Genomic DNA, 24,556 nt, shown 5'->3' with positions numbered 1-24,556 from the left:
CCCGCGGCGGCGGGTGCGGCGTAGGCCGCGGGCCCGCACGGGGCCAGGGCGGCCGCGAGCGCGAGCACGCAGCCGGCCCCGTAAACTCGTTTCATGGAGCGTTTCATGGAAAATCCACCTAATCTAGCAACGGTTTAAAGTCTACTAGATTGGGGGACTCGATCGAGCCAAGTCGACAAAGACAGTTAACCGGCGGCTATTCATGCCTTGATTTAGAACCGCTCGAGAATCTCCGCGGCATTCTCTCGCAGATAGGTATCTAGGTCCGGCACGGCAAACTGCACGTAGCCCCTCTGCGGAGCCTGAATAACCTCTCTTTGTAGCAGCTTAGCCCTAATAGAGCTGATCTCATTGGTCTTTTTTCCCATGCGCCTAGCAATCTCGGCTGATTTGGACTGTTGCTTATCCTCGCACATCGCCAAAAGGTATTTGATATCGTTAAGCCCCAGTCCAGAAATCGCGGGCCCGTGAACAACATCGTGAAAACGAGCCTCTGCCAGCGCAATGCCTTCGGTGACGTCGCGCTCGCTCACAATGGCACTTTTAGCACGATGCAAGTTGGCGCGCTGCCAAATGGAATAACCGACCAGTTGCACCAGATAGGCATAGCCCTTAGTGGCCTTAGCGGCTCTCGACAGAAGATCGTCCTCTATGGTCAAACCAGTCGCGACAAAGCTATCGCCCATAGAGAGCGCTACCTCCACCTGGTTGATAGGCGCCAGATCTTCGGGGAGGGCACGACGCAAGAACGTAAGCGCCTTGCCGTTAATAAGATCCATAACGCCGGCCGGTAAGCCGGCAAAGGCAAGTGCGATATCTACTTATATCGGATAATATCGAGTTATATAAGCGTGTATAAACTTATCGCGAAAGTATCGACCTTTCGTAATTTGTCTTAAATAAGTAGTCCAACCCTGCTTTCTTCCAAGCTCATAGCGAAAGAAAGTTAAGGACCTCCTAAAAACCATTGCCTTAATACGAGAAATACTCGCTCTCAGCGGATAAATTCGGCCCCAACCACGGATCGCCCGTCAAGAAGAACTCAGGCCAGCGCTGCGTGAACAGGGCCTGCTCGCGCTTCCAGCGGCGCAGCTTTTCCTCGTTGGCCTCCTCCCTGCCGCGCGAGGTGAACTCGTAGTGGTACAGCTCGGCATAAGGCGTAAAGATGGTGCGGTAGCCCGCCTCCCACACGCGCAGGCAAAAATCTGCATCGTTAAAGCCGACGGCGAATTCCTCGTTGTAGCCGCCGACCCGCTCAAATACATCGCGTCGCACCATCTGGCAGGCTCCCGTTACAGCGCTAAAGTTGCCCGGGCGCACGGCACGGGCAAGATAGCCCTCGCGCTTTGCCGAGAAGTCCTGGTTGGCATGGGCAAGTGCGCCACGCACGCCAACCAAAATGCCAGCGTGCTGCACCAGATGATCGGCAAAATAGAGCTTGGCGCCCACCACGCCCGCATCGGGACGCTGCAGATAACCCATCATCTCTTCGATAAAGTCCGGGCTTATGACCTCGGTGTCGTTGTTGAGCAGCAGCAGGTAATCGCCCTTGGCATGCCCAACGCCAAAGTTGATGATCTGGGAGTAATTGAACTCGCCCGGCCAGTACACAACACGTGCGCTACCTTTACCTTCGGATGCTGCAGCCACGCGCTCTGGCAGGGTTTCGTAATACGCAAACGTCTCCGGGGCTTCGCTGTTGTTCTCCACCAAGACGATCTCGTAGTTGGCATACGTGGCCTTCTGGGCGATCGACATCACACAGGCGTCGAGCGTCTCAACGTGGTCCTTGGTGGGAATCACAATACTCACCAGCGGCGCAGGCTCTGGTAGCGCATAGCGCATGCGATAGACAAACGGCGTCTCGGTCTCCTGGACTGTTCCGTGAATGCCCAGCGCGTCAAAGTGACGCTGCAGCGCAAGGCGTCCGGCCTCGATGGCATACGGCTTGCTATCTGCAGAACCATCGGCGGTAGAACCGGGGTGCACGCGCCAGTGATACAACACATGAGCAATATGCTCAAAGCGCGCGCCCGCCGCGAGACTGCGAAGCGTCAGATCATAATCCTGGGCGCCCGCGACGTCTTCCGGCGACATGCCAATGCGATCGATAAGCGCCTTCTCCACCATCAGAAAATGCGTCACGCAGTTATGGCTATAGAGCAGGTCGACGTTGAGCCGCGTCTTAAAGACCGGCTGACCCCACTCCCCCGTTTTCTGAAACATGTCCTCGTCACAAAACAGGACCTGCGGACGCTCCCCCTCGGCAGCCTTGTTCAGCGCGGCAACATAGTGGAACAACGCATCCGGCTCCAGAATGTCGTCATGGTCCAAGAACGCGATGTAGTCGCCCGACGCTTGTTGAATGCCGGCGTTAGTGTTGAGCACAATGCCGCCGTTGCCAGGCAGCTCAATACGATGAACCCGCTCGTCATTGGCGTCGGCCGCAAGCTTGGCCACCGCATCCCATTCGGGCGAGGCGTCCATAAGCAGCAATTCCCAGTTGCCATAGCTCTGGGATAGCACAGAGTCCAGCAGCTCACTCAGGTAAACCCGATCGGTCTTGTAGCACGGCACCACAATGCTCACGAGCGGTCGGTAGGCGAATGCCGCCGCGACAACGCGCTGGCACGCCAGGTCGCCCGGCTTCGCGCGATGCTGCTCAAACCAACGTCGATAAGCTGCGTCGTCTGCACGCGCGTCCTTCATGCGGTTCCAGCTATCGTCGACCATGCCGTTGTACAGACGACCATCCATGGCGCAAAATCCGCTCTGGATTAGGCCCGTGAGATCAACCGCAATCGCGACAAAATCTCGTATATCCTCGGGCATCTCCACGCTCAGATACGTTTTATTGACGCGACAACCGTTTTGCTGGAGAACATCGACCTGCGACTCAAACACATGCACGGTGGCATCAATCGCATTAATGTGCGTATCGAAAATCTGGAGCTCAGGAGCGCACTGGGGGTCTCCCGCCCACTTTACCTCATAGCGCCAGACGGCGCCCTCATCTGCCGGTAAATAACGAACGGCATCAATCTCGTAGCGACCGCAGCACTCGCCACGCTGCGCATCGCGAACGAGCGCGCACATCGCAGACTTTGCTTTGTAGTTAATCTTAGATTCCAGCTTGGCAATACAACTATCAAGGCGAATGGAGCCCAGCCTTTTGCCGCCGGGCGCAAATGAGACATCAATTGTAGAGCCATCCATAAACGGAAGCACCAAGACGAGGAGCTCGCGCTCATAATCGGCAACGGAGGGGCAAAGCGCAAGCACGCGGCCATGATCGACCGGCAGTGTCAAAGACGGCACGCAAGCGCCATTGGTCGTCGCGTGAGCAAAGGCCTGGGAACCCTCCTGCTCAATAATCCCCGCGACATCCTGACCGGCAAAACGAAGCAGGACAAATAGACGACCCTGACTGCGGCAAAGCGCCAAACGCTTGATACTCATCTACACTTCTCGCTTTCCCAGAGCGTTCGCAGCCATGCGCTTGCACGCGCCTAGGCGCCCAAACCTCAAGACGTCGTAATCGAACATGAGCTTTTTGCACTCACGGGCATTGGGGGCCTTGCTGGTAAGCGCCGCACGCACCATAGCAGCAACAGAAGGAGCGCATTGTGCGAGCGCAGCATCGCTGCCCACGGCGGAACCGGCAAGCGCCGTGGCAACGGCAGCAAACACCTTGCCGCAGTCCGTACCCAACAGCCTGAGCGCATCGTACAGCACCAGATCGCATAGAAAGTACGCCAGGTCATCGGCATGCTGGGCATCGAGACCGTCGCGTTGCCAGTCAGCCAGCACCGCGGAGTAAATCTTCACGTGCTCCAGCAGACGTGTCTCGTCGTCATAGCGCATGGTGTCCATGAGCGAGCCTTTGCGTGCCACGCGATAATCGTACAGCTTGTTCGAAATAAGCGCGGTCTTGCGCGAGCGACCGTACACGGCAAAATCAAAGACCTGATCCTCGCCATACTTAACGGTTTCGTCGAACACGATCCCGTTGCCCAGCAAAAAAGCGCGCTTGCAAGCGGTGCGCCATGCAAAGGGGCGAGACGCTTCCTTAAACAGCAGGTCGGAGCTATAGCCCACAAACGACACGTCGCGTGGACTCAGTACATAGTTAAGCCACGGATACCCCGCCTCCAACGGATACGGGTTTGCGCCAAAGGTCAAAACGTCGCAATCCTCACGCTCAAAGGCATCGACGATTACACGGCATGCATTGGGCGTAAAGCGGTCGTCAGAATCTAAGAACGCGACGATAGGCGCCGTGGACGCAGCGATACCCGCATTTCGGGCGCTCGACAAACCACCGTTGGGTTTATCAACCAGCGTAAAGCGCGTATCCTTTTCGCAATAGACAGCGGCGATATCGCGCGACCCATCCGGCGAGCCATCGTTAACCAGCACACCTTCCCAATCGGGCATATCCTGCGCGAGCAGGGAGTCCAGGCACCATGCCAGACAATCCTCCACCTTGTAGATGGGAACGACAACGGAAATCTTAGGGGTAACCATAATCACGCGCTCCTACTGTGCCGTCGGCACGTCATCGGGATGCGGGTTATCACCGTAGGTACGCTGATACGTCAGTACACGCCAAACCAGCGGCAGACCGCCAATCTTAAAATAATGCTTAAACGTATTGAGCTTGCCCGGCTTCTTAAAATCAAAGCGCGAATCGATATAAGCACGGGGCGACTTGATCATCAGTCGCAAATCGGTCTCGCCGCGCGGATCGAAGAGCGACAGGTCAAAGCGACCGGCATCCCAATCGGCCTTGAGCTCCGGAGACGCCTTCTCCCAAAACTGCTCGCGCAACTCATCGACCAGGCGCTCATCATTCCAACGGTACGTATCGACCTTCATGCGCATTAAAATACCCTGGAGCCGAGCCTTAAGCTCGGGACGCTCGTCCAAAAAACGTTGCATCTCGGCATATTCGTCGCACACGCAAAATACCTTGTTAGGCGAGTTAACAGAACTCTTCTCGTTATCCTGGCGATAGCACAAAATGGGATCCGCAATAAACGCAGCACGCTCGGAGCATGCCCAAACCTTAAAGTTAAAGCCTGCGTCCTGATACGAGGCGCCCGGCGTGGGAAGAAACCGAATCTGATTGTCGTTGAGGAACTCGCGTCGATAGATAGCAGACCAAATGGAAGGCTTGCGGTAGAAGATACCCGGACGATCGGCGGGGCGATACGCGGCGCCCGTCATATACTCGTCGATGATCCCAAACAGCTCACGGCGCTCGCTGGGCGCAGACCAGTACAAGTAAAAGTCGCCCTTAACGACATCGGCATGCTCAGCATCGGCCTTGGCGACCAGCTTTTGGAGCGAATCCTCAAACATAAAGTCGTCGGACTCCAAAATGCCCACGTACTCGCCACGCGCCATGTCCAGGCCGCGGTTCATCGAGTCTCCGTAGCCGCTGTTGGCTTTATCGATCATCTTTACACGGGGGTCGCGCTCCATGTACTCGCGGATGATATCTGGCGAACTATCGGTAGAACCGTCGTTGATGCAAATAATCTCGATGTCCTTGAGCGTCTGCGCAATGGCTGAATCGAGGCACTCGCGCAGGTAGCGCTCAACGTTGCAGATGGGAACAAGCAGCGAAACTTTAGGGGTATCAGAGTTCTGCAAGAGAACCTCCTGTTGAATAGCGTGTAACAGGGTTATTTTAGCAGCCGAGTTGCGGCGGGCGGCAGCGCCCAGAATTAGATAAAGCGTTCCAGGCAGGCCTTAAGACCGCGGGTCGAAAGATAGAACAGCGTGGCATCTGCCATCGAAACGCCCGAGGTCGTCGCAACGAGCTTGTGGGCAACACGGCAAACGGCGTCCTTAGCAGGCATATCCGCCCACTCCGTTCCCAAAAACGTCGTGAGGTCCATGTTGACGCGAGCCGCCACGCGATGGAAGTCATCGGCATCCAAGCGTGCCAGGTCGAACACAATGAGGTCCAAAAACCAAGTTATCAGCTCGCCGGGGCACAAGTCCAAAAGACCGTAGGCCGCCCAGTCCTCCAAGACCTCCTCGAGCATCCGCATGTGGGCGTCAAGCTTTTTGGCACGAGCCTCGGCGCTGTTGAACTCGTGCGTCGCCGATTCGCTCTCCATCACGTAGTGGTAGAACCTGTCCGGCATGACAACGGTCTTGCGGGCAAGCGCATAGGCCGCAAATTGGAAGACGACGTCCTCGCCCAAGGCCAAGCCGGGAGCAAAGCGAATGCCTTCGCGATTGAGCAGCTCGCGCGAAAAAGCCGCACGGCACGCATACGGCTGCGCATTCGCATGGAACAGCAGCTGGGGATCACGAGCGCCGAAGGTACTAGCTTTGGGACCCATGAGTTGCTGGACGCGTTTGGGTGCGGCGTCGGACGGCTCGCAGACACCACCGAATACGGCGACCTCGGCATCCGACGACTCCATGGCCTGCAGCACGCGCTCCACCGTTTGGGCGTCGATGTAATCGTCGGCGTCCACAAAGAAGATGACCTCGCCCTCGGCGGCATCGATACCGGCATTACGAGCGCACGAGACGCCCGCGTTTTCCTGGTCAATCACAAGCACGCGGTCGTCGGCCTGCGCAATCTGGCGCAAAACGTTCAACGAATCATCAGTCGAACCGTCGTTGACGCAGACAACCTGAATCGAGCGCTCGGACTGTGCCAACAGCGAGTCGAGGCATCGCCGAATCGAGCGCGCCGAGTTGTATACGGGAACGACAATAGTCGCTTTGGGAATCGAAGCCCCTCCCATGTCGACCTACCCCCTCAGCGATTCGATGAGGAAGGCGGCGACCACGCCTGGGCCTCCGACCGATGCGTAGTACTTGGCACGCCCCAAGGCACCATCCGTCGCAAAACTCGGATGCTCGTCAACCCAGCCCTCAGGATCTTTGAGGATGGCAGCAAGATTCGCGCGCTTCCACGGCTTGAGATCGTCAAGCGAAAAATCCCCCGCGTCCAAGGCCGCCTGAAATTCCTTGGCCATCTGAACCAGGAACTCCTTATAGAATTTGGGCGCCAGGCGCACGTAGTTCCACATGTACGAATCGTACTTAATGAGCTGATTGAACTTGAGCATGCGGGCGACGTCATCACTTGCGTGGTCGCGAGCATAATCCTCTCGGATCCAACGCTCGATCTCGGCATACTCGGTATTGACGCAAAAGACCTTGGCTGAAGAATTAACCGAGGAATTCTCGTTGTCCTGGCGATACGACAGCACGGCATCATGCAGGTAAACAGCCTTGTCGGCGCACGCGATCACCTTAAAGGCAAACGACGTGTCCTGAAAGGATGCCCCCGGAGTCGGCAGGAACTTGATGCCGTTGAGCTCAAGAAAATCGCGGCGGTACGCGGCCGACCAAATCGACGGCTTCTGCTTAAAGAACCGCGTCGTGTCGCTCGGGTGTACCGGCTTGCCGCAGTCCTTGGGCTTAAACATCTCGTGCAGCGAACGGCGCTCCTCGGGCTTAGACCAGTAGAAATCAAAATTTGCCTTCGCAAAGTCGGCGTCAAAGCGTTCGGCCGCTGTCACAAGTTTCTCCAGCGCATCGGGCGTCATAAAGTCATCGGACTCTAGAATGCCCACGTACTTGCCGCGCGCCATATCGAGCCCGCGGTTCATCGAGTCGCCGTAGCCACTGTTGGCCTTATCAATCATCTTCACACGCGTATCGCGCTGCATATACTCGCGGATTATCGCCGGCGAGTTGTCGGTCGATCCGTCGTTAATGCAGATGATCTCAATATCCTTGAGCGTCTGCGCCACGGCGGAATCGAGGCACTCGCGCAGGTAGCGCTCAACGTTGTAAATGGGAATAAGCAGCGACAGGACGGGACTGCCAGAAGAATTAGTAGACAAATGTGCTCCTTAGGAAATACCTGCCGTTAATGGTATCAAAGGGTCGTCCCGCCCGCGGTCGTTTATATAATCTATGGAGCCTCTTACGGGCAAAGCAGCCCCACGCCGCTCGTCGCGCACATATCAGGTTCCTGCGTTTTATTCAAACCTTGCCAACATGGCGCAGCGACCCTTTACAATAGGTGCCGTCCAACGGACGTATTCGATAGCTTCCGCGCAGCGCTCGCCCGCCGCGCGTGAAAGGATATCTTCCCCATGACTTCCACCCTCCCCGCCCCCATCGACAAGCTCGCCATCGTCGTCGTCACCTATAAACGCCAGGAGCTTCTGACCAACCTGTTCGACTCTATGACCGAGCTCACGGCCGCGCCGTGGCGCATCGTGATCGTCGACAACGAGAATTCGCGCGAGACCGAAGCCATGTGTGCCGCATTCAACGAGCGCCTCGCCAACCTGTGGGGCATCGACGCCGATCAGCCCGACGCGCAGGGCGGCACCGACCGCGTCATCTACGCCCCGCAGCTCGAAAACGGCGGCGGTGCGGGCGGCTTCTCCGCCGGAACCAAGTGCGCCTACGATCTGGGCGCCCAGTGGTTTTGGGTCATGGACGACGACGTGCTCGTCATCCCGGAGGGCATCGAACGCCTGGCCAAGTGGACCGACCGCTACGACGTCATCCAGGGTTCGCGCCTGGACTTTGACGGCGGCGCCTTCTTTTGGCAGTACCAGCTCATCCTTTCGCTTGGTATCCCCAACCCCATCGCTAAGTGGGACCTGGGCCCCGAGGGCTACCGCGCCATGAACCAGTTGTGCTTTGAGGGAGGCCTGTTCTCACGCCGCGTTGTCGACAAGATAGGCCTGCCCGACGCTCGTTTCTTTATCTACGGCGATGACGCCTGCTATGGCTATGTCGCCAGCCAACACTTCCCTGCCGTCGTAGTCGCCGATGTGGTGCTCAGGCGCGCCCGCGCCGTCTCCAACTGGGATATCGCCGGTAAGCGTCAGCTCAATTCCACCAGTGACACCAATCGCTACTACATCATGCGCAACCGCGGCTATTTGGCCCGCTACATGCAGATCTACGGTGATTACCACCCCATTTTGTTCCGTTTGGGCAATGTGGCGACCTTCTGCAAGGAGTTCATCCGCCTTGCCGCCGTCGACAAGTGCTTTAAGACCGGCATTCCGGCGCTGCGCCGTGGCATGAAGGATGCCCGCAAGATCGTACGCGACCCCAACTGGACGCCCATGCCGCCCATGAAGGAAACCGAGTAAAGCCGGCCCTCCTATAACTTCTGACACGCGACGGCAACTCGTTGCCCATCAAAGCCAAACCCCCAGCGCATGCGGCCCACAGCAGGACGTGGCACGCGAATGTCGTCGAGACCACTCCGTTCGATATTGAGCAATGCCTGTACCGAAAGAAGCTCTAGGCCCAACGTATCGACATCGGGGTCGTACAGCATGCTGACCGAGATCAGCGGGCGGCTATCCAATATGCCTAGTGTATCCGCCGCATCAAAGGCATTAGCGGTCGGAAACACCTGGAAACCCCCAAGCTCCGAACCGTGCGCTCGTTTTGTAACGGGGTCGGCATACCCAGGCAACCCAAAACAAAGACCCTGCAGTGCCAAACGAAAAGCCAGCAGCAAATCCGACTCGTCTCCATCGACGCCCAAGTCATTAATAATTGCGTCCAAAGCTCGCCTAACTGCACGCTCGTCTCCGCGGCAAAGACCCTCTTGGAAATCATCGATAGTCTCGGCACTCTCGGCAGCGCACTCGAACCATTCGATAATCACAAGACGCAGCGCATGCCGGAGCTCGTTATTGGGAAGGCGCAGGGCGCGGGGCAGACTGCCGTCCGTCTGGTGATCGGTCGCATCTGTCGTCAGGAGTCCACTCAAATACAAATCGGTCCAAATACCTTCCGATGTCCCGGCATCAGGCTTCACGGCGTCTATGCACAGCGGCGCCTCAACACAGCCATACGGATCAAGCAAATCATACATTGCCGCAAGCCATCTTAAATCCCAGGCGCCCACAGTCTCGTTCAGACAATCGGCATAGCAACATACATCAAAGCGCGTTGGCGGCAGGCAGCCCCGAGCCAAGAACTCAACCACACGAGCCGGGTTCGAACAATAGAACCCGCCAAACCGGTAGCCTTCGAACCATTCGCGCGCGCAAGCCAGTCTGTCGCTCTGGCCAGTGTAATCTAGCAGCGCCCTGTTTTCGGCATCCGAAAAACCAAAGCGGCGATCGCACCAGCTCGACAAGGGCGAAGCTAAACAATACGGGCAGTTGCGATGCGCAAATGCCGCCTGTGCGGGGCCGGGTCGCTCCCCCATCAAGCAAACCAGCCGCAAAGAATCGACCGAGGAGACAATGCCCTCAAAGAGCAGGCGGTCAAGCAACTCGACAAAGCACGAGCCATAGGCGCCCTTCGCCTGCATATGATTCGTAAACGCCGCGTCATACCCATCAACCAGCAGCACAACCTGTTCATTACATGCCATACGGAGGAGCTCGATTAACACGCCAAGAGCCGAATCGATTTCATCAGAACCGGCAACACCGCGCGCTACGCGCTCGATATGGCGCACGTCGCCGCGCGCTAAATCGGGAACGTCCAGCAGCGGCAACAGACGAGCGCACTCACGAGCGACGACATCGCGCATGGCGGCCTCGGCATCGGCGCCTCGATAGGAGGAAGTAGAAAAATCCAAAGCAATGACCGGATAGCGTGCATACTCATCACGATAGATGCCATCTTCTGCGTCCCATATTTGGCTACCGATGAACAGATTCACGCTCGACGAGCCGGGCACAGGACGCTCCAGATAACATTTGAGCATGGAGAGGTTCATGCTCTTGCCAAAACCATGAGGCCGACAACAGAGCGCCACAGTCGATTCGCAATCTAAGATATCGGCAATAAACATGGTCTTATCAACTAAAACACAATGATCGGCGGCGTCGGCAAAATCATGAATATCAATCGGCAGAACGGCATTTCCGCCGGGATTGAGCAACTTCACGTCAAAGGTGTTATCAATATCATACATTGCCTGTTCAGACACCGTTTTATCTCCCCTTTTAGAATAACGATGCCATTTTAGCGACCATCTTGATAACAATTTTATTGTTCAACAAATGATTCGGGTAACGGTAGAAATGACTCCATAAGGGGGGCATAACAAAACGATTCGTAACAAATAGGGGCCCGGTGCGATAGCACCGGGCCCCTATTTGAATCGCTAAGGCAAAACGCTCGCTGAGAGCCTACTTTTGGGCGTCTTTCTCCGCAGCGTCTTTGTTTTGCTGATCAAGTTTATGCTTACCGCTCACAATAGACGTAGCGCCCAATGTGGCCAAGCTCGCGCTGGCAAGGCTCGCCATCAAAATCAAGTCACCCGTCTTGGGCATGCTGCCCTTAGAGGACTCAGTCGTCGTGGCTGAGGAAGTCACAACCTTGGTCTTACCCTGGTTCTGGTCGGCGCCATCATCAACCAGGCCCTTGGACCCATTGTCGTCCGCGTGCTTGCCATCCTTACCAAGGCGGGGATCCTTCGATTCCGCACCGTCGACTTCCGTGCCCCTGTCGGAATCGGACTCCTTAGAACCCTCGTCCTTCGAATCGCCCTTAGCATCCTCGGTCTTTTCCGTAGCGCCCTGGTCGGAGCCATCCTTCTTGGAAGACGAGCTGCTGTTGATGCCAGACATCAGCGAGGAGCCAAACATGGAGCCAAGCTGTTCGCTCGCAGAGGGTTTGTCATTCGTCGACGAGTCGCTCGAACCGGCAGTCGATCCACTGGCGGAAGAACCAGACCCTGCCGCAGCATCTGCGGAATTCGAAGGCGAGGCAGACCCCGCGCTGCCGCCCGATGCGACATCGCCATTTCCGTCGCTTGCTCCGGCATCGTTCGAAGGAGCATCGACGGTATCCTCGTCAGCACCATTGGTATCGGCACTAGGCCCAGAGGGAGCAACGGGAGCGGCGGGCGCCTGGCTAGGCGCTGGAGTCACGGGCTTGGGCTCAGGCTCGGGTTCAGGCTCGACCGGCGGCGTCGCCGCGGCCTCGTCCTCGGTAATATAGACCAGGCAATCCTTAAGCTCGTTCTTGTAACGGTTCTTCCAGCCCTCGTGATATTGCGGCTGGCTCGAGTACTTACGGGCAACGTTATTGACCACGCTGCTGGAAAGCGCCGTCACAAATTCACGGTCGGTCATATCGTTTGTAAGATTTGCCCAGCGGAAAAAGTCCTGGCAGCCATAGGTGCCGCACATGTTGGTGATGCTCCACACCATACCCTTGACGCAATCGGCGCGGCCAGAGATATCAATACCAAGCGCGCTCTTGAGCCAGGCCTCGGTCACCGCGTAATAGGAGTTGTATGCATATGAATCTTGCAGCGCCGAGAACTCAGCCGGATCGGCGTTATAGGCGCCCTGGAAGGCCTCCTGTGCAATGCGGCCCAGCTCCGTCAGCTGACCGTTCGAATGCATGGGGTTGCTTGCGTTGGAGATATCGCCTCCGCGGTCAATTGCAGACTTAAGCATGCCGTACTTGGCAGGATTGTAGTTATAGACCTGCTTCATAAACGGGACGAGCGACCAGCGTCGGTCAAACTGGTAGTAACCGAGCGCGTTGTAACCATCGCCGTACGAAAAGCCCTGGTTATAGTTGCCGTGGCTCTCATACTTGGTAAAGTACTTCATCTCGCTGGTCACATTGACAAACGAGACGCCTTGGACCGACCTCAGCACGCCCGAGAAAGACTGCTGGGTATAAAGACCCTTATCGATATCGGTGGCATCCGAGGCAACGCCCGGCGTGGGCTCATCCGCAGCAGCGGGCGCGGGCGCGGCAACGGCGCCAAACGAAAGAGCCAGCGTCAATCCGGCAACAATCGCAGAATGCTTGGGCTGCATAAGATCCTCCTTGCATTGGTGTAGTTAAAGTGCAGTTTGCAAAGATAGATTTAAGTATCGCAGCAAGACCGATGTCGTACAACAGCAACTCGACAAACGGTAACGCCCTCCGCGAAATCTTGAGGAATTGCGCTCGAGTTACAGCTTGATATCGAAGTTAATCTCGGGCACGGCCGCCAAGTCGGCTAACGTCACGCCGTCGACGTACTTTTCAATCACGTCGTCCAGACCGCGCCAGAACTTCACAGTAGAGCACAGATCGCTGCGAGTGCAGTTGTTATCGATGCCATCGCATGCGACGGGCGCCGTGCTGCCCTCGACAGCACGCAATATATCGCCGGCTCGCACCTCGGCCGGGTCCACGGCCATCATGTAGCCGCCGCCTTTACCGCGCACACTCTTGAGCAGGCCCGCCTTCATAAGCGGACGGACCAGCTGCTCCAAATACTTTTGCGAAATATGCTCACGGTCGGCAATCTCGCGCAGGGCGATTTTGCCCTCGGCGTCACCGAGCGCCGCGATATAAATCATCAAACGGAGGGCATAGCGGCCCTTAGAAGAAATGAGCATACCTACCCTCCCGGTGCGCTTGAGAAAAAATCATCAGCAGAGTTTGCCCCAGGTGCCAAGCGTGTGGGACAGACGATCCCGACTATTATGTCCCACATCTGAAAAGTCGAGTGGATTAGTCGGGTTTTCCCTTGACTAACGCCGAACCCATAGTAACTTTATTCCGAGAAGATTCCTAGGGTTTAGTACACCTATGAGTACACCATAAACAGAGAGGGACAGCATGAGCGCAAATCCGCTGCTTTCCATCGAAGGTCTGACCGCCTCCGTGGACGAGAAGACCATCCTCCACAACGTCAACCTCAACGTCGCCGCCGGCGAGACCCATGTGCTGATGGGGCCCAACGGCGCCGGCAAGTCCACCCTCGGCCACCTGGTCATGGGCGATCCCGTCTACACCGTGCAGAACGGCCGCATCGTCTTTGACGGCCAGGACATCACCGAGCTCACCGCTGACAAGCGTTCGCGCGCCGGCCTGTTCCTGAGCTTCCAGGCTCCGGTCGAGATCCCGGGCGTGCCGCTGTCGAGCTTTTTGCGCGCCAGCATCGCCGGCCGCCCCGGCCTGGAGATGAAGGGCAAGGAATTCCGCCGTCGCGTCAAGGAGCTCGCGGCCGAGCTCAACATGGATACCGCCTACCTCAACCGCGAGCTGGGCGTAGGCTTCTCGGGCGGCGAGAAAAAGAAGGTCGAGATGCTCCAGCTTCTGCTGCTGCAGCCCAAACTCGCCATCCTGGACGAGACCGACTCCGGCCTGGACGTCGACGCCCTGTCCACCGTCAGCCACGGCATGGACGCCTACCGCAAGAGCTGCAACGGTTCCATGCTCATCATCACGCACAACACGCGCATCCTGGAGCACCTGGATGTCGACCGCGTCCACGTTATGGTCAAGGGCCACATCGTGCGCGAGGACGACGCCCCGCTGATCCCCTGGATCGACAAGAACGGCTTTGAGACCTTCGAGCGCGAGGCCGCCGAGCAGCGCGCCCAGGCCGAGGCAGCCGCTGCCGAGCAGCAGGCGTAAAGGGGCGACGCAATGACCAAGAACCGCACCGAGGTCGCGGACATCGACCGCAGCCTCTACGACTTTACCTATGGCGAGGAGGGATTCGAGCGTCTCGACGCCGGCATCACGCCCGACATCGTGCGCGAGATCAGCGCCAAAAAGGACGAGCCGCAGTGGATGCTCGACCTGCGCCTCAAGTCCCTCGAGATCTTCAACCGTTTTCCCGACCCAACGTGGGGCCCCTCCATCGAGGGCCTGGACATGGACGACATCGTCACCTACGTCAAACCCAACACCGACCAAAAGCACGACTGGGAGTCGGTGCCCGACGACATCAAGAACACCTTTGAGCGCCTGGGTATCCCCGAGGCCGAGCGCAGCTACCTGGCGGGCGTCGGCGCGCAGTACGACTCCGAGCTCGTCTACCACAACATGCAGGACACGGCGTCCAAGATGGGCATCGTCTACTCCGGCATCGAGGAGGCCCTGCACGACCCGCGGTGGGAGCCGCTCATCCACGAGAAGTTTATGACGCTCATCCCGCCCACCGACCACAAGTTTGCGGCCCTGCACGGCGCCGTATGGTCGGGCGGCTCGTTTGTCTACGTGCCCAAGGGCACCAAGCTCGATTTTCCGCTGCAGAGCTACTTCCGCCTCAACGCCAAGGGCGCCGGCCAGTTTGAGCACACGCTCATCATCGTCGAGGACGACGCCGACCTGCACTTTATCGAGGGCTGCTCCGCACCCAAGTACAACGTGGCCAACCTCCACGCCGGCGCTGTGGAGCTCTTTGTAGGCAAGCGCGCACACCTGCGCTATTCGACCATCGAGAACTGGTCCAAGAACATGTATAACCTCAACACCAAGCGTGCGCGCGTGGACGAGGACGGCGACATCGAGTGGATCAGCGGCTCCTTCGGCAGCCACGTGGGCTACCTCTACCCCATGAGCGTGCTCAACGGCCGCCGCGCCCGCTCGAGCTTTACCGGCATCACCTTTGCCGGCGCCGGCCAGAACCTCGATACCGGCTGCAAAGTCGTACTCAACGCGCCCGAGACCTCGGCGACCGTCGAGACCAAGGGCATCTCCAAGAGCGGCGGCATCCAGACCTTCCGCAGCTCCATCGTGGCCACGCCTAAGGCCGAGGGTTCCAAGGCAACCGTGAGCTGCCAGTCGCTCATGCTCGACGACCAAAGCCGCTCCGACACCATCCCCGCCATGGACATCCGCGCCAAAAACGTCGATATCGGCCACGAGGCCACCATCGGCCGCATCGGCGACGACAAGGTGTTCTACCTGATGAGCCGCGGCATCTCGGAGGAAGAGGCCCGCACCATGATCGTCAACGGCTTTGCCAACCCGGTCTCCAAGGAGCTGCCGCTGGAGTACGCCGTCGAGATGAACAACCTGATCAAGCTCGAGATGGAAGGAGCGATCGGATAATGAAACAGACCACCAACACCGCTGCCACCACGCTCGAGCAGGTCAACGCGATGCCGGCTGCCACTTGGGGTTGGCTCAAGATGAACCAAACCAAGCTCGAGCTTTCGGACGAACTTGCCGCCGCTCCCGCCGAGGCCGTTGAGGTCGAGGGCCTGGACGAGCAGATCCATGGCGCGGCCGACGCCTTCGACGCCGCCATGGACGCCATGGCCGAGCGCTTCCCCGAGCGCCGCGCCTCTGCCCCCGGCGACGCCGCCGACCGCGCCCGCATCACGCCCGAGACCGAGCTCGACGTGCCTGCCACTTCCGTCTACCAGGCCGGCGCTATCACGCTCGAGGAGGAGCTCTCCCCCGCCGAGGCCTTCGAGACCGGCATGGGCGAGGCCGCCTACACCTATCTGGCCGACCATGCCACCAAGCGCATCGTCATCGACGTGCCCGCCTACGGCCGTGCCACGGTTACCGTGCGCGTGAGCGGCGTCGACGCCGCCGCTGCCATCGCCGCCATCGATGTCGTCGCCCGCCCGCAGGCAACGCTCGACCTGCAGATCGCTCTGGACTCCCCCGTTGCCGGCGAAGGCGTCGTGGGCTCCGTGCTGCGGGTGTGTGCTCACGAGTACGCAATCGTCAACGTGACCTGCACGCAGACGCTCGACGACAGCTGGATCGCGCTCGACGACACCGGCCTGTTCCTGGACGAGGGCGCGCGCGTCAACGTGCAGCACACCGTACTGGGTGCCGGTGCCAGCGCCACCGGCCTTGCCGGCGACCTGCTGGGCGATACCGCCAAGGTGACGATTGACACCGATTACCTGGGTGCTCGCGAACAAGTGCGCGACTTTAACTACGAGCTGCGCCACCGCGGCCGCAAGACCGAGTGCGAGATCGATGCCAACGGCGTGCTGACCGGCACGTCCAAGAAGGTCTACCGCGGCACCATCGACCTCGTGCACGGCTGCAAGGGTGCTGTCGGCACCGAGCGCGAGACGGTGCTCTTGGCCAACAAGGGCGTCGACAACAAGACCGTTCCCGTCATCCTCTGCGACGAGGACGACGTCGCCGGCAACCACGGCGCCACCATCGGCCACGTCCGTGACGAGCAGCTGTTCTACCTCGCCTGCCGCGGCCTTGACCAAAATGCCGCCGAGGACCTGTTCATCCGTGCCAAGCTGGAGGACGCCGCACTTTCCGCGACCGACGAGCGCATCCACGCCGCCGTCGTCCGCTTGGGCAACAACCTGATCGATAACTTTGAGGAGGAGCTCGCATGATCGACACCGAGCACGTTAAATGCGATACCTGTACTGCCCCCGAGCCCATGGAGTTCGACGCCAGCGATGAGGCCTCGCGCGGCTGGCCTACCGTCGACATCGAGACCAACCCCTACAAGGCGCAGTTCCCGCTGTTCCAGCAGCACCCCGAGATCGCCTTCCTCGATAGCGCCGCCACCGCGCAGCGCCCCGCCTGCGTGCTCGACGCCGAGCGTGACTTCTACCAGCGCATGAACGCCAACCCCCTGCGCGGCCTGTACTCGCTGTCCGTCGAGGCCACCGAGGCCATCGCGAAGGTGCGTCAGCAGATCGCCGACCTCATCGGCGCCTCCCAGGCTAATGAGATCGTCTTCACCCGCAACACGAGCGAGTCGCTCAACCTGGTCGCCAAGAGCTTTGCGCCCACGGTGCTCGAACCCGGCGACGAGGTCGTCATCACCATCATGGAGCACCACTCCAACCTAATCCCGTGGCAGCAGGTCTGCCGAGAGACCGGCGCCAAGCTCGTCTACCTCTACCCCACCAAGACCGGTCAGCTCACGACCGAGGAGGTTCTATCCAAGGTGGGCCCCAAGACCAAAATCTTGGCCGTGGGTCAGGTCTCTAACGTGCTGGGCGTCGAGAACCCGGTCAAGAATCTCGGCAAGCTCGTGCACAAGTACGGCGGCTATCTGGTCGTCGACGGCGCGCAGTCGCTGCCGCACATGCCGGTCGATGTGGCCGATCTGGGAGCCGACTTCTTTGCCTTTAGCGCGCACAAGGCCATGGGCCCTATGGGCATCGGCGTGCTGTGGGGCAAGATGGATCTGCTCAACGCCATGCCGCCCATGCTTACCGGTGGCGAGATGATCGATTCGGTCACCGAGCAGGACGCCGTCTGGGCGCCCGTCCCCGAGAAGTTCGAGGCCGGTACGCAGGACGCCGCCGGCATCTTCGCCACGGGTGCGGCGCTCGATTACCTGGTCAATACGGTGGGCTACGAAAACATCCAGGCCCGCGAGCAGGCACTCGTCCACTACCTGATGGGCGAGCTCATGCAGCTCGACTTTGTCCAGATCATCGGCTCCATCTATTGGGACAACCACCACGGAGTCGTGAGCTTTAACGTCAAGGGCATCCACCCTCACGACGTCGCGAGCATCATGGACATGGACGGCGTCTGCATCCGTGCCGGTCACCACTGCGCGCAGCCGCTGCTCACCTGGCTGGGCGTCGAGAACCTTGCCTGCTGCCGCGCCAGCGTGGCCTTCTACAACGACAAGGCCGATATCGATAAGTTCATCGCAGGCCTGCATCACGTTTGGAGCACGTTCAATGGGTAATCTGTACACCTCCACCACGTTTATGGAGCACAACTCGCACCCCGACTACAAGTACGAGATGGATGCCCCCACGCACGAGCACGACGGCATCAACCCCAGCTGCGGTGACGAACTCACCCTGCAGCTGCGTGTCGAGAACGATGTGATCGAGGAGGCTTCCTTTACCGGGCACGGCTGCGCCATCAGCCAGGCCAGCGCCGACATCATGGCCGACCTCATCACGGGCGAAACGGTCGAGGAGGCTCGTCGTCTGGCAGGGCTTTTCCTCGCCATGATCCGTGGCGAGGAGCTCTCCGAGGAAGACTTGGAAGACCTAGACGAGGCCGCTCAGCTCCAGGACATCTCACACATGCCCGCCCGCGTCAAATGCGCCGAGCTCGCCTGGCGAACTCTCGACGGCATGCTCGAGGGTCAGGCTAACCAGTAACGGATGCCCCGAATCCAAGGTTTTTGATTGCCGAGCCGCCCGATACGGGCGGCTCGGCTTTTTCATAACGAGCGCACGTGCAGCCACGCTTCCGGCGCCCAATCTGTCATTTATCGCACGGCCAACCGCAAGCACAAGCGTTTTTCACAGTACCAAAGGCTTGCCACAGGGCCACGGGGCACGCCGAGCAAAGCGCCAGGCACCGTCCTACTAGGCTCCGGCTCGCCTCCTGCCTGCCGCAGACGGGTCCCATAGGGTGCGGCGTGCATTTTTGCGAGTTTTCAGCACGCCAAGCTATGTGCATACAAATCACGAGCATAAATTAGCGCCTTCGGGCGCGTATATATTGCGTTTTAGAACAGGCATTACGGTCTACGGGGACGCAAACGCGTGCTTCGGGGCGTATTGGCAGACAAATAATTGTCTCGGGGCCCGCAAGTTGCAAGGTTATAGCAGTTCCGACAGCACTACGATGCTGAAAACTCCGCTTTTTGCACGGCGTGGACGGGGGTAGGCACAGGCAAAACCGGACTGAGCTATTGTTTTATGCAAGACGGCAATCATTCTATGCATTTTTAGAAGTGTAGTTAACGTCCAAGCATTTAGAATGATGGTCCCAGTGGGCAGACAGCCCTATCCCAGGCTGTCATCAGTCCGCACCGCCGTTCGAGCACGGGCGCGCACAATACGAGAAGCGGTACTTTTGCTTATCCCCGTATACCGCTCAATCTGGCGCACCGTAAAACCAGCATCGTGCAAGCCAAGAATAACGATATTGCGCTGCGCCGGCGGCGCCGCCTTAACCCCCCGGAGCGCAACCCCGCATCCCTTCGCCAACTCGTCGGCAAAGGCGCGCCGCTCCAACTCCATCTCTACCAAATCGCGCATCGCCGGATCGCCGCCGTCGGGCGTCGAAAGCGAATAGGCAATAAAGGCTTTGGCAGAACCAAAAAGCTCAAGCACGCAAGAAGGATCGGAAAATCCCCTCGTAGCATCTGCCTCGTCACCGTCGTAAACGCGCAGATGCTCCGCGAAGCTGCTCCAGGGATACCGCTCAATTAGGTTGATGCCCGCATCCTGCGGATCGGCGTGAACGGAGCGAACAGCCTCCATCACATGCCGGTCGGTATCGAGCGAACAGCGCTCAAAACGTTCCCGGAACAGGCAGCCCGAACGCCCGGTACGCTTATTGAACCGACGAGCATACGTCAACAGCAGGCGTTGCATGGCTGCACTCATGTTGTCCTCATAATCCAAAAGTACCAGATCAACATGGTCGCCCATGAGGCACCACGCCACAATCGTTACCTGGGCATCGCGGCAGCAGTCGCGCATCAGCTCCAAAAACTCCCACCGGTCCTCGTCGCTCTCAAAGATCAGCTGACTACCCATACCGCGGGCACAGACATGGTAAAAACCGGTTATCGTTTTCCAAACGCGCTGCATGGCGCTCCCTTCGCCGGGACCTGCTTACCATCCAATACATCACGATTGAAACGTGCCATCAAAACATTCACGCAAAATGGCACCCGTCGACGGTAAAAGGCGGCAAACCGACGGCGAGTGGCATCATAACCACAGGCTAGACACCGCAACAGGGGCAAGAACTAACCAAATACTTGACCAAAGCTGACCCCCTATAACGTATCGCATAACCGCAACCAAGCTTGTTAAATCGTTTCAATTAAAAGTTCCGCGCTTCTCGTTACGAAAACTGCGCCGTTCGCCGAATATTCCGTGCATTTCGCGGTATTATAGGGGCTGCATGTCATGTCCCTTTCGAAGGGTCGCCCGGCAATCACCAGCCACGACCTCCAGACGGGACGCCAACACGATAGAGAGGAGAGGCATGCAGTACTCACAGGAAGTGGAGAACATGTGCCCCGTTGCCAAGGGTGCATACCACGGCCCCGCACCCATCCCCGAGGAGGGCAAGTGGGTCCAGGCTAAGGAGATTTCCGACATCTCCGGTCTTACGCACGGTGTGGGTTGGTGCGCACCTCAGCAGGGCGCCTGCAAGCTCACGCTGAACGTCAAGGACGGCATCATCGAGGAGGCCCTCGTTGAGACCATCGGCTGCTCGGGCATGACCCACTCTGCTGCCATGGCTTCCGAGATCCTTCCCGGCAAGACCATCCTCGAGGCCCTCAACACCGACCTCGTCTGCGACGCCATCAACGTTGCTATGCGCGAGATCTTCCTGCAGATCGTTTACGGCCGCAGCCAGACCGCGTTCTCCGAGGGCGGCCTGCCCGTGGGCGCCTCCCTCGACGACCTCGGCAAGGGCCTTCGCTCTCAGGTCGGCACCATGTTCGGCACCAAGGCCAAGGGCGCTCGTTACCTCGAGCTCGCTCAGGGCTACGTCACCCGCATGGCTCTCAACGACAAGAACGAGATTATCGCGTTCGAGTTCCTGAACCTCGGCAAGTTCACCGACGCCGTCAAGGCCGGCAAGACCCCCGAGGAGGCCATCGCTGGCGCCATGGGCCACTATGGTCAGTGGGAGAACGCTGCCAAGTACATCGACCCGCGCACCGACGAGGAGACTCACTCCGTCGCCAGCGTGTTCCCGGTTCACGAGTAGAAAGGGAGGGAAATAACTATGACTGTTACGTTCGAAGGTTACGAGCGCCGCGCTGACAAGATCAACAAGTGCCTCGCCGACAACGGCATCGCCTCCCTCGAGGAAGCTCTGCAGATCTGCACCGACAAGGGCTTCAACCCGCGTGAGATCGTCAACAACACCCAGTCCATCGCCTTCCAGAACGCCGAGTGGGCCTACACCCTCGGCTGCGCTCTCGCTGTCAAGCGTGGCGCCAAGAACGCTTCTGAGGCTGCCGCCATCATCGGCGAGGGCATCCAGGCCTTCACCGTTCCCGGCTCCGTCGCCGAGGACCGCAAGGTCGGTCTGGGCCACGGCAACCTGGGCGCTATGCTGCTCTCCGACGACACCGAGTGCTTCGCCTTCCTGGCCGGCCACGAGTCCTTCGCTGCCGCTGAGGGCGCTATCGGCCTGGCTCTGAACGCCAACAAGGCTCGTAAGAAGCCGCTGCGCGTTATCCTTAACGGTCTGGGCAAGGACGCCGCCCAGATCATCGCCCGCATCAACGGCTTCACCTACGTGAAGACCCAGTTCGACTACTACACGGGCGAGCTCAAGGTCGTCGAGACCATCCCCTACTCCGATGGTCCCCGTGCTGCCGTTAACTGCTACGGCTCCGACGACGTCCGTGAGGGCGTTGCCATCATGTGGCACGAGAACGTCGACATCTCGATCACCGGTAACTCCACCAACCCCACGCGCTTCCAGCACCCCGTCGCTGGCACCTACAAGAAGGAGCGCATCGAGGCTGGCAAGAAGTACTTCTCCGTCGCTTCTGGTGGCGGCACTGGCCGTACCCTGCACCCGGACAACATGGGCGCCGGCCCTGCCTCTTACGGCATGACCGACACCATGGGCCGTATGCACTCCGACGCCCAGTTCGCCGGTTCTTCCTCCGTGCCTGCGCACGTCGACATGATGGGTCTCATCGGCATGGGCAACAACCCCATGGTCGGTGCCACCGTCGCCTGCGCTGTCGCCGTCGAGGAGGCCCTCAAGGCCTAATCGCGCCCGCGCGATGCTCATATAGTTGAGCTTCGGAGCCGCTATCCACCCGGGTAGCGGCTCTTTTTGTTTGCACTGCCACAGGGTTGCTAATGCCGATATATCAGTTGGGACGAAATACGAGATGTGATGAGATGGAGCGTCAGAGCGTCCATAACGCCCATCTGCCATATTTGCCCTTTACCGATTTACCGAGTCTTTTCGGCCTCATTGCCGATCACCCATGCGAAAATGCGCCGGACGAGAAAGGAATCCGATGGAATCGACTGATGTACTGGTAATAGGATCTGGCATTGCGGGCCTTTGTGCCGCCATAGAAGCGGCACGCGCGGGCGCGACCGTTGCCGTCGCAAGCGCCGGCAAGACCATGAGCGGATCGAGCTTCTTCCCGGGCACCTGGGGCCTTGGCCTTATTGGCCCCATCGACGAAGACGACGAACAGGACCTCATCGACACCATCCAGACCGTGGGCGGCGGTGTCGCCGACCCTACGCTCGTCCAGACGTTTGTCCACGGTATTCCCCAGGCCATCCAATGGCTCGAGCAGGATCTAGGTGTTGAGCTCCAACGCCCGCAAAGCGCCGAGAGCGCCCAGCAAAAGCAATTTATCCCCTGCTTTGACCATAAGACACGCAATTGGCGCGGCCTCACCCGCAAGCCCCTTGAGGACGCGTGTGCGGCCCAGATCAAGTCTCTCGGCATTCACCTGCTCCCCCGCCACGAGCTTATCGACCTTGTTGAGGACACAACCGGAAAGATTATCGGCGCCGTACTCTACGACCGCACAAACAAGCATCTCGTACCTATGGCAGCCAAGGCCACCATCATCGCTGCGGGCGGCACGGGTGGCCTGTTCGAGCGAAGCCTCACTTCCGCCGACGTGCTCAGCTCCTCGCAGGCCATCGCGCTGGCACACGGCGCAACGCTCACTAATATAGAGTTCATGCAGATGATGCCGGGCTTCATCGAGCCCAAGCGCAACCTTGTCTTTAACGAAAAGACCTGGCGCTACGTACATATAGACCAGCCGGTCGATATCGCCGACGACAAGCTGGACGATCTACTTGAGCAACGCTCCGGATATGGTCCCTTCACCTCGCGCTTGGCCTCCCGCGCCATCGATCTTGCCATCGATCAAGCGGGTGCTGAAGGTCTGGCGCTCCACTACGATTTCCCCCGCGAGGACGTCCCCGAGTTTGTGCAGACCTTTGCCACCTGGCTACAAGACGAGCACGGCATCGCGCCGACCGACGAGATGCGTGTGGCGATGTATGCCCACGCCGCCAATGGCGGCATCAAAATCGACAAGACCGCATACACGGGCGTTGAGGGCCTCTATGCCTGCGGCGAGGCGACAGGCGGCATGCACGGGGCCGATCGCATTGGTGGCCTGTCAAGCGCCAACGGCATCGTGTTTGGGCGCATCGCGGGCGCCTCGGCAGCCCAAGCAGCACAGAATGCACCTGAGGTGGCCCCAAAGGCGGATGTCGCCCTCCCCCAGCATGGCATTGCCACAACAGACGCCGAGCGCCTGACCCGCGGCCTTAAGCACACGATGAGCACCTACTGCATGATCAACCGCACCGAAGGGGGCCTATCCAAGGCACTACACGAGCTTGAGGGCTTGAAGACGGAGGCAACGACCTTGAGCACGCAGAAAGCCCAGGACAGCGAAATCGCAGCCCTCGCCCGCCTGCAATCGCAGATTCAACTAGCACAGGAAATGGTCAAAGCCATGCGCAAACGGACCGAAAGCCTCGGATCGCACTATCGAGCGGACTAAACTGGACACTCATCTAAAGCAGAACACAACTAATCGACATCTATGGGCCCCGTGAGCTCGAGGTGGCACGGGGTCCATTCGTGTCCGAAAGGCAGCGTATCCTTATTCTGAATACAGAGCAGGCAAAGCCCGCACAGACAATAGACCAGCGGGGAGGAGATGTGGACAGTCGTGATATCGAGAAGTGGCGTGTCAAACTTGATAGCTTCGCCAATGTGGAAGACGGCGTTGAGTATTGGCTCGCACGCGATTTAATGGAACCCATGGGGTACACTCGATGAGAGAACTTCGCCGAAGTTGTTAAGAGGG

Annotated in this window: 19 protein-coding genes; 9 read left to right on the top strand and 10 right to left on the bottom strand. The window is 59.0% G+C overall.

What is annotated here, in order from left to right; genetic code table 11:
• Positions 1 to 212 precede the first annotated feature (212 nt).
• From ACTQXM_RS05340 to ACTQXM_RS05315, 6 genes are all read right to left on the bottom strand, one after another.
• Positions 213 to 779 carry a hypothetical protein gene (locus ACTQXM_RS05340; protein WP_441537182.1) on the bottom strand — a complete coding sequence of 189 codons (567 nt, stop codon included), beginning with the start codon at positions 777 to 779 and terminating at the stop codon, positions 213 to 215.
• A gap of 193 nt (positions 780 to 972) precedes the next feature.
• Positions 973 to 3,459 (bottom strand): glycosyltransferase, encoded by a 2,487-nt coding sequence (locus ACTQXM_RS05335; protein WP_441537181.1) that lies wholly within the window; start codon positions 3,457 to 3,459, stop codon positions 973 to 975.
• Positions 3,460 to 4,527 carry a glycosyltransferase family 2 protein gene (locus ACTQXM_RS05330; protein ID WP_441537180.1) on the bottom strand — a complete coding sequence of 356 codons (1,068 nt, stop codon included), beginning with the start codon at positions 4,525 to 4,527 and terminating at the stop codon, positions 3,460 to 3,462.
• Between the two features lie 12 nt (positions 4,528 to 4,539).
• Positions 4,540 to 5,658: a glycosyltransferase family 2 protein gene (locus tag ACTQXM_RS05325; protein WP_441537179.1), complete on the bottom strand. Its 1,119-nt coding sequence runs from the start codon at positions 5,656 to 5,658 to the stop codon at positions 4,540 to 4,542.
• Between the two features lie 74 nt (positions 5,659 to 5,732).
• The gene (locus ACTQXM_RS05320) at positions 5,733 to 6,773 is read right to left on the bottom strand and encodes a glycosyltransferase family 2 protein (RefSeq protein WP_441537178.1); all 1,041 of its coding nucleotides are present in this window, start codon (positions 6,771 to 6,773) and stop codon (positions 5,733 to 5,735) included.
• Between the two features lie 6 nt (positions 6,774 to 6,779).
• Positions 6,780 to 7,883, bottom strand: coding sequence for a glycosyltransferase (locus tag ACTQXM_RS05315; RefSeq protein WP_441537177.1), 1,104 nt, complete (start codon positions 7,881 to 7,883; stop codon positions 6,780 to 6,782).
• Positions 7,884 to 8,138: 255 nt separating this feature from the next.
• Between ACTQXM_RS05315 and ACTQXM_RS05310 the strand changes: the two genes are divergently transcribed.
• Positions 8,139 to 9,158: a glycosyltransferase gene (locus tag ACTQXM_RS05310; RefSeq protein WP_441537176.1), complete on the top strand. Its 1,020-nt coding sequence runs from the start codon at positions 8,139 to 8,141 to the stop codon at positions 9,156 to 9,158.
• Positions 9,159 to 9,169: 11 nt separating this feature from the next.
• Here the strand turns inward: ACTQXM_RS05310 and ACTQXM_RS05305 are convergent, their stop codons facing one another.
• The 3 genes from ACTQXM_RS05305 to ACTQXM_RS05295 all read right to left on the bottom strand — a co-directional run bounded on the left by ACTQXM_RS05305 (position 9,170) and on the right by ACTQXM_RS05295 (position 13,388).
• A complete protein-coding gene (locus ACTQXM_RS05305; RefSeq protein WP_441537175.1) occupies positions 9,170 to 10,966 on the bottom strand; it encodes an AAA family ATPase in 1,797 nt (598 codons plus the stop codon).
• A gap of 202 nt (positions 10,967 to 11,168) precedes the next feature.
• Complete coding sequence (locus tag ACTQXM_RS05300) at positions 11,169 to 12,818, bottom strand: hypothetical protein (protein ID WP_441537174.1); 1,650 nt, start codon at positions 12,816 to 12,818, stop codon at positions 11,169 to 11,171.
• A gap of 138 nt (positions 12,819 to 12,956) precedes the next feature.
• Positions 12,957 to 13,388, bottom strand: a complete 432-nt coding sequence (locus tag ACTQXM_RS05295; RefSeq protein ID WP_154518293.1) for an RrF2 family transcriptional regulator — start codon at positions 13,386 to 13,388, stop codon at positions 12,957 to 12,959.
• Between the two features lie 223 nt (positions 13,389 to 13,611).
• Between ACTQXM_RS05295 and sufC the strand changes: the two genes are divergently transcribed.
• The 5 genes from sufC to sufU are packed head-to-tail and all read left to right on the top strand — an operon-like array spanning position 13,612 to position 18,857.
• Positions 13,612 to 14,412: a Fe-S cluster assembly ATPase SufC gene (gene sufC, locus ACTQXM_RS05290; RefSeq protein ID WP_441537173.1), complete on the top strand. Its 801-nt coding sequence runs from the start codon at positions 13,612 to 13,614 to the stop codon at positions 14,410 to 14,412.
• A 12-nt stretch (positions 14,413 to 14,424) separates the two neighbouring features.
• Positions 14,425 to 15,837 (top strand): Fe-S cluster assembly protein SufB, encoded by a 1,413-nt coding sequence (gene sufB, locus ACTQXM_RS05285; protein ID WP_441537172.1) that lies wholly within the window; start codon positions 14,425 to 14,427, stop codon positions 15,835 to 15,837.
• The gene (locus ACTQXM_RS05280) at positions 15,837 to 17,108 is read left to right on the top strand and encodes a SufB/SufD family protein (RefSeq protein WP_441537171.1); all 1,272 of its coding nucleotides are present in this window, start codon (positions 15,837 to 15,839) and stop codon (positions 17,106 to 17,108) included. The genes sufB and ACTQXM_RS05280 overlap by 1 nt, the downstream gene beginning before the upstream one ends.
• A complete protein-coding gene (locus ACTQXM_RS05275; protein WP_441537170.1) occupies positions 17,105 to 18,430 on the top strand; it encodes an aminotransferase class V-fold PLP-dependent enzyme in 1,326 nt (441 codons plus the stop codon). Before ACTQXM_RS05280 ends, ACTQXM_RS05275 begins: the two co-directional genes overlap by 4 nt.
• Positions 18,423 to 18,857 carry a Fe-S cluster assembly sulfur transfer protein SufU gene (gene sufU / locus ACTQXM_RS05270; RefSeq protein WP_427718807.1) on the top strand — a complete coding sequence of 145 codons (435 nt, stop codon included), beginning with the start codon at positions 18,423 to 18,425 and terminating at the stop codon, positions 18,855 to 18,857. Before ACTQXM_RS05275 ends, sufU begins: the two co-directional genes overlap by 8 nt.
• A 633-nt stretch (positions 18,858 to 19,490) precedes the next feature.
• Here the strand turns inward: sufU and ACTQXM_RS05265 are convergent.
• The gene (locus tag ACTQXM_RS05265) at positions 19,491 to 20,303 is read right to left on the bottom strand and encodes a transposase (RefSeq protein WP_441535721.1); all 813 of its coding nucleotides are present in this window, start codon (positions 20,301 to 20,303) and stop codon (positions 19,491 to 19,493) included.
• 403 nt (positions 20,304 to 20,706) lie between these two features.
• Here ACTQXM_RS05265 and ACTQXM_RS05260 point away from each other — a divergent pair, with 403 nt between their 5' ends.
• From ACTQXM_RS05260 to ACTQXM_RS05250, 3 genes are all read left to right on the top strand, one after another.
• Positions 20,707 to 21,441 (top strand): iron-sulfur cluster assembly scaffold protein, encoded by a 735-nt coding sequence (locus ACTQXM_RS05260; RefSeq protein WP_006235554.1) that lies wholly within the window; start codon positions 20,707 to 20,709, stop codon positions 21,439 to 21,441.
• Positions 21,442 to 21,459: 18 nt separating this feature from the next.
• The gene (locus tag ACTQXM_RS05255) at positions 21,460 to 22,464 is read left to right on the top strand and encodes a GGGtGRT protein (protein ID WP_154518278.1); all 1,005 of its coding nucleotides are present in this window, start codon (positions 21,460 to 21,462) and stop codon (positions 22,462 to 22,464) included.
• A 256-nt stretch (positions 22,465 to 22,720) separates the two neighbouring features.
• Complete coding sequence (locus ACTQXM_RS05250; RefSeq protein ID WP_441537169.1) at positions 22,721 to 24,247, top strand: FAD-dependent oxidoreductase; 1,527 nt, start codon at positions 22,721 to 22,723, stop codon at positions 24,245 to 24,247.
• The last annotated feature ends 309 nt before the right edge of the window (positions 24,248 to 24,556 follow it).

The organism is Collinsella sp. LCP19S3_D3 (genome assembly GCF_052121455.1).
Taxonomy (GTDB): Bacteria; Actinomycetota; Coriobacteriia; order Coriobacteriales; family Coriobacteriaceae; genus Collinsella.
The sequence above is the reverse complement of the archived record's forward strand: the minus strand, read 5'-3'. Positions and strand labels throughout refer to the sequence as shown.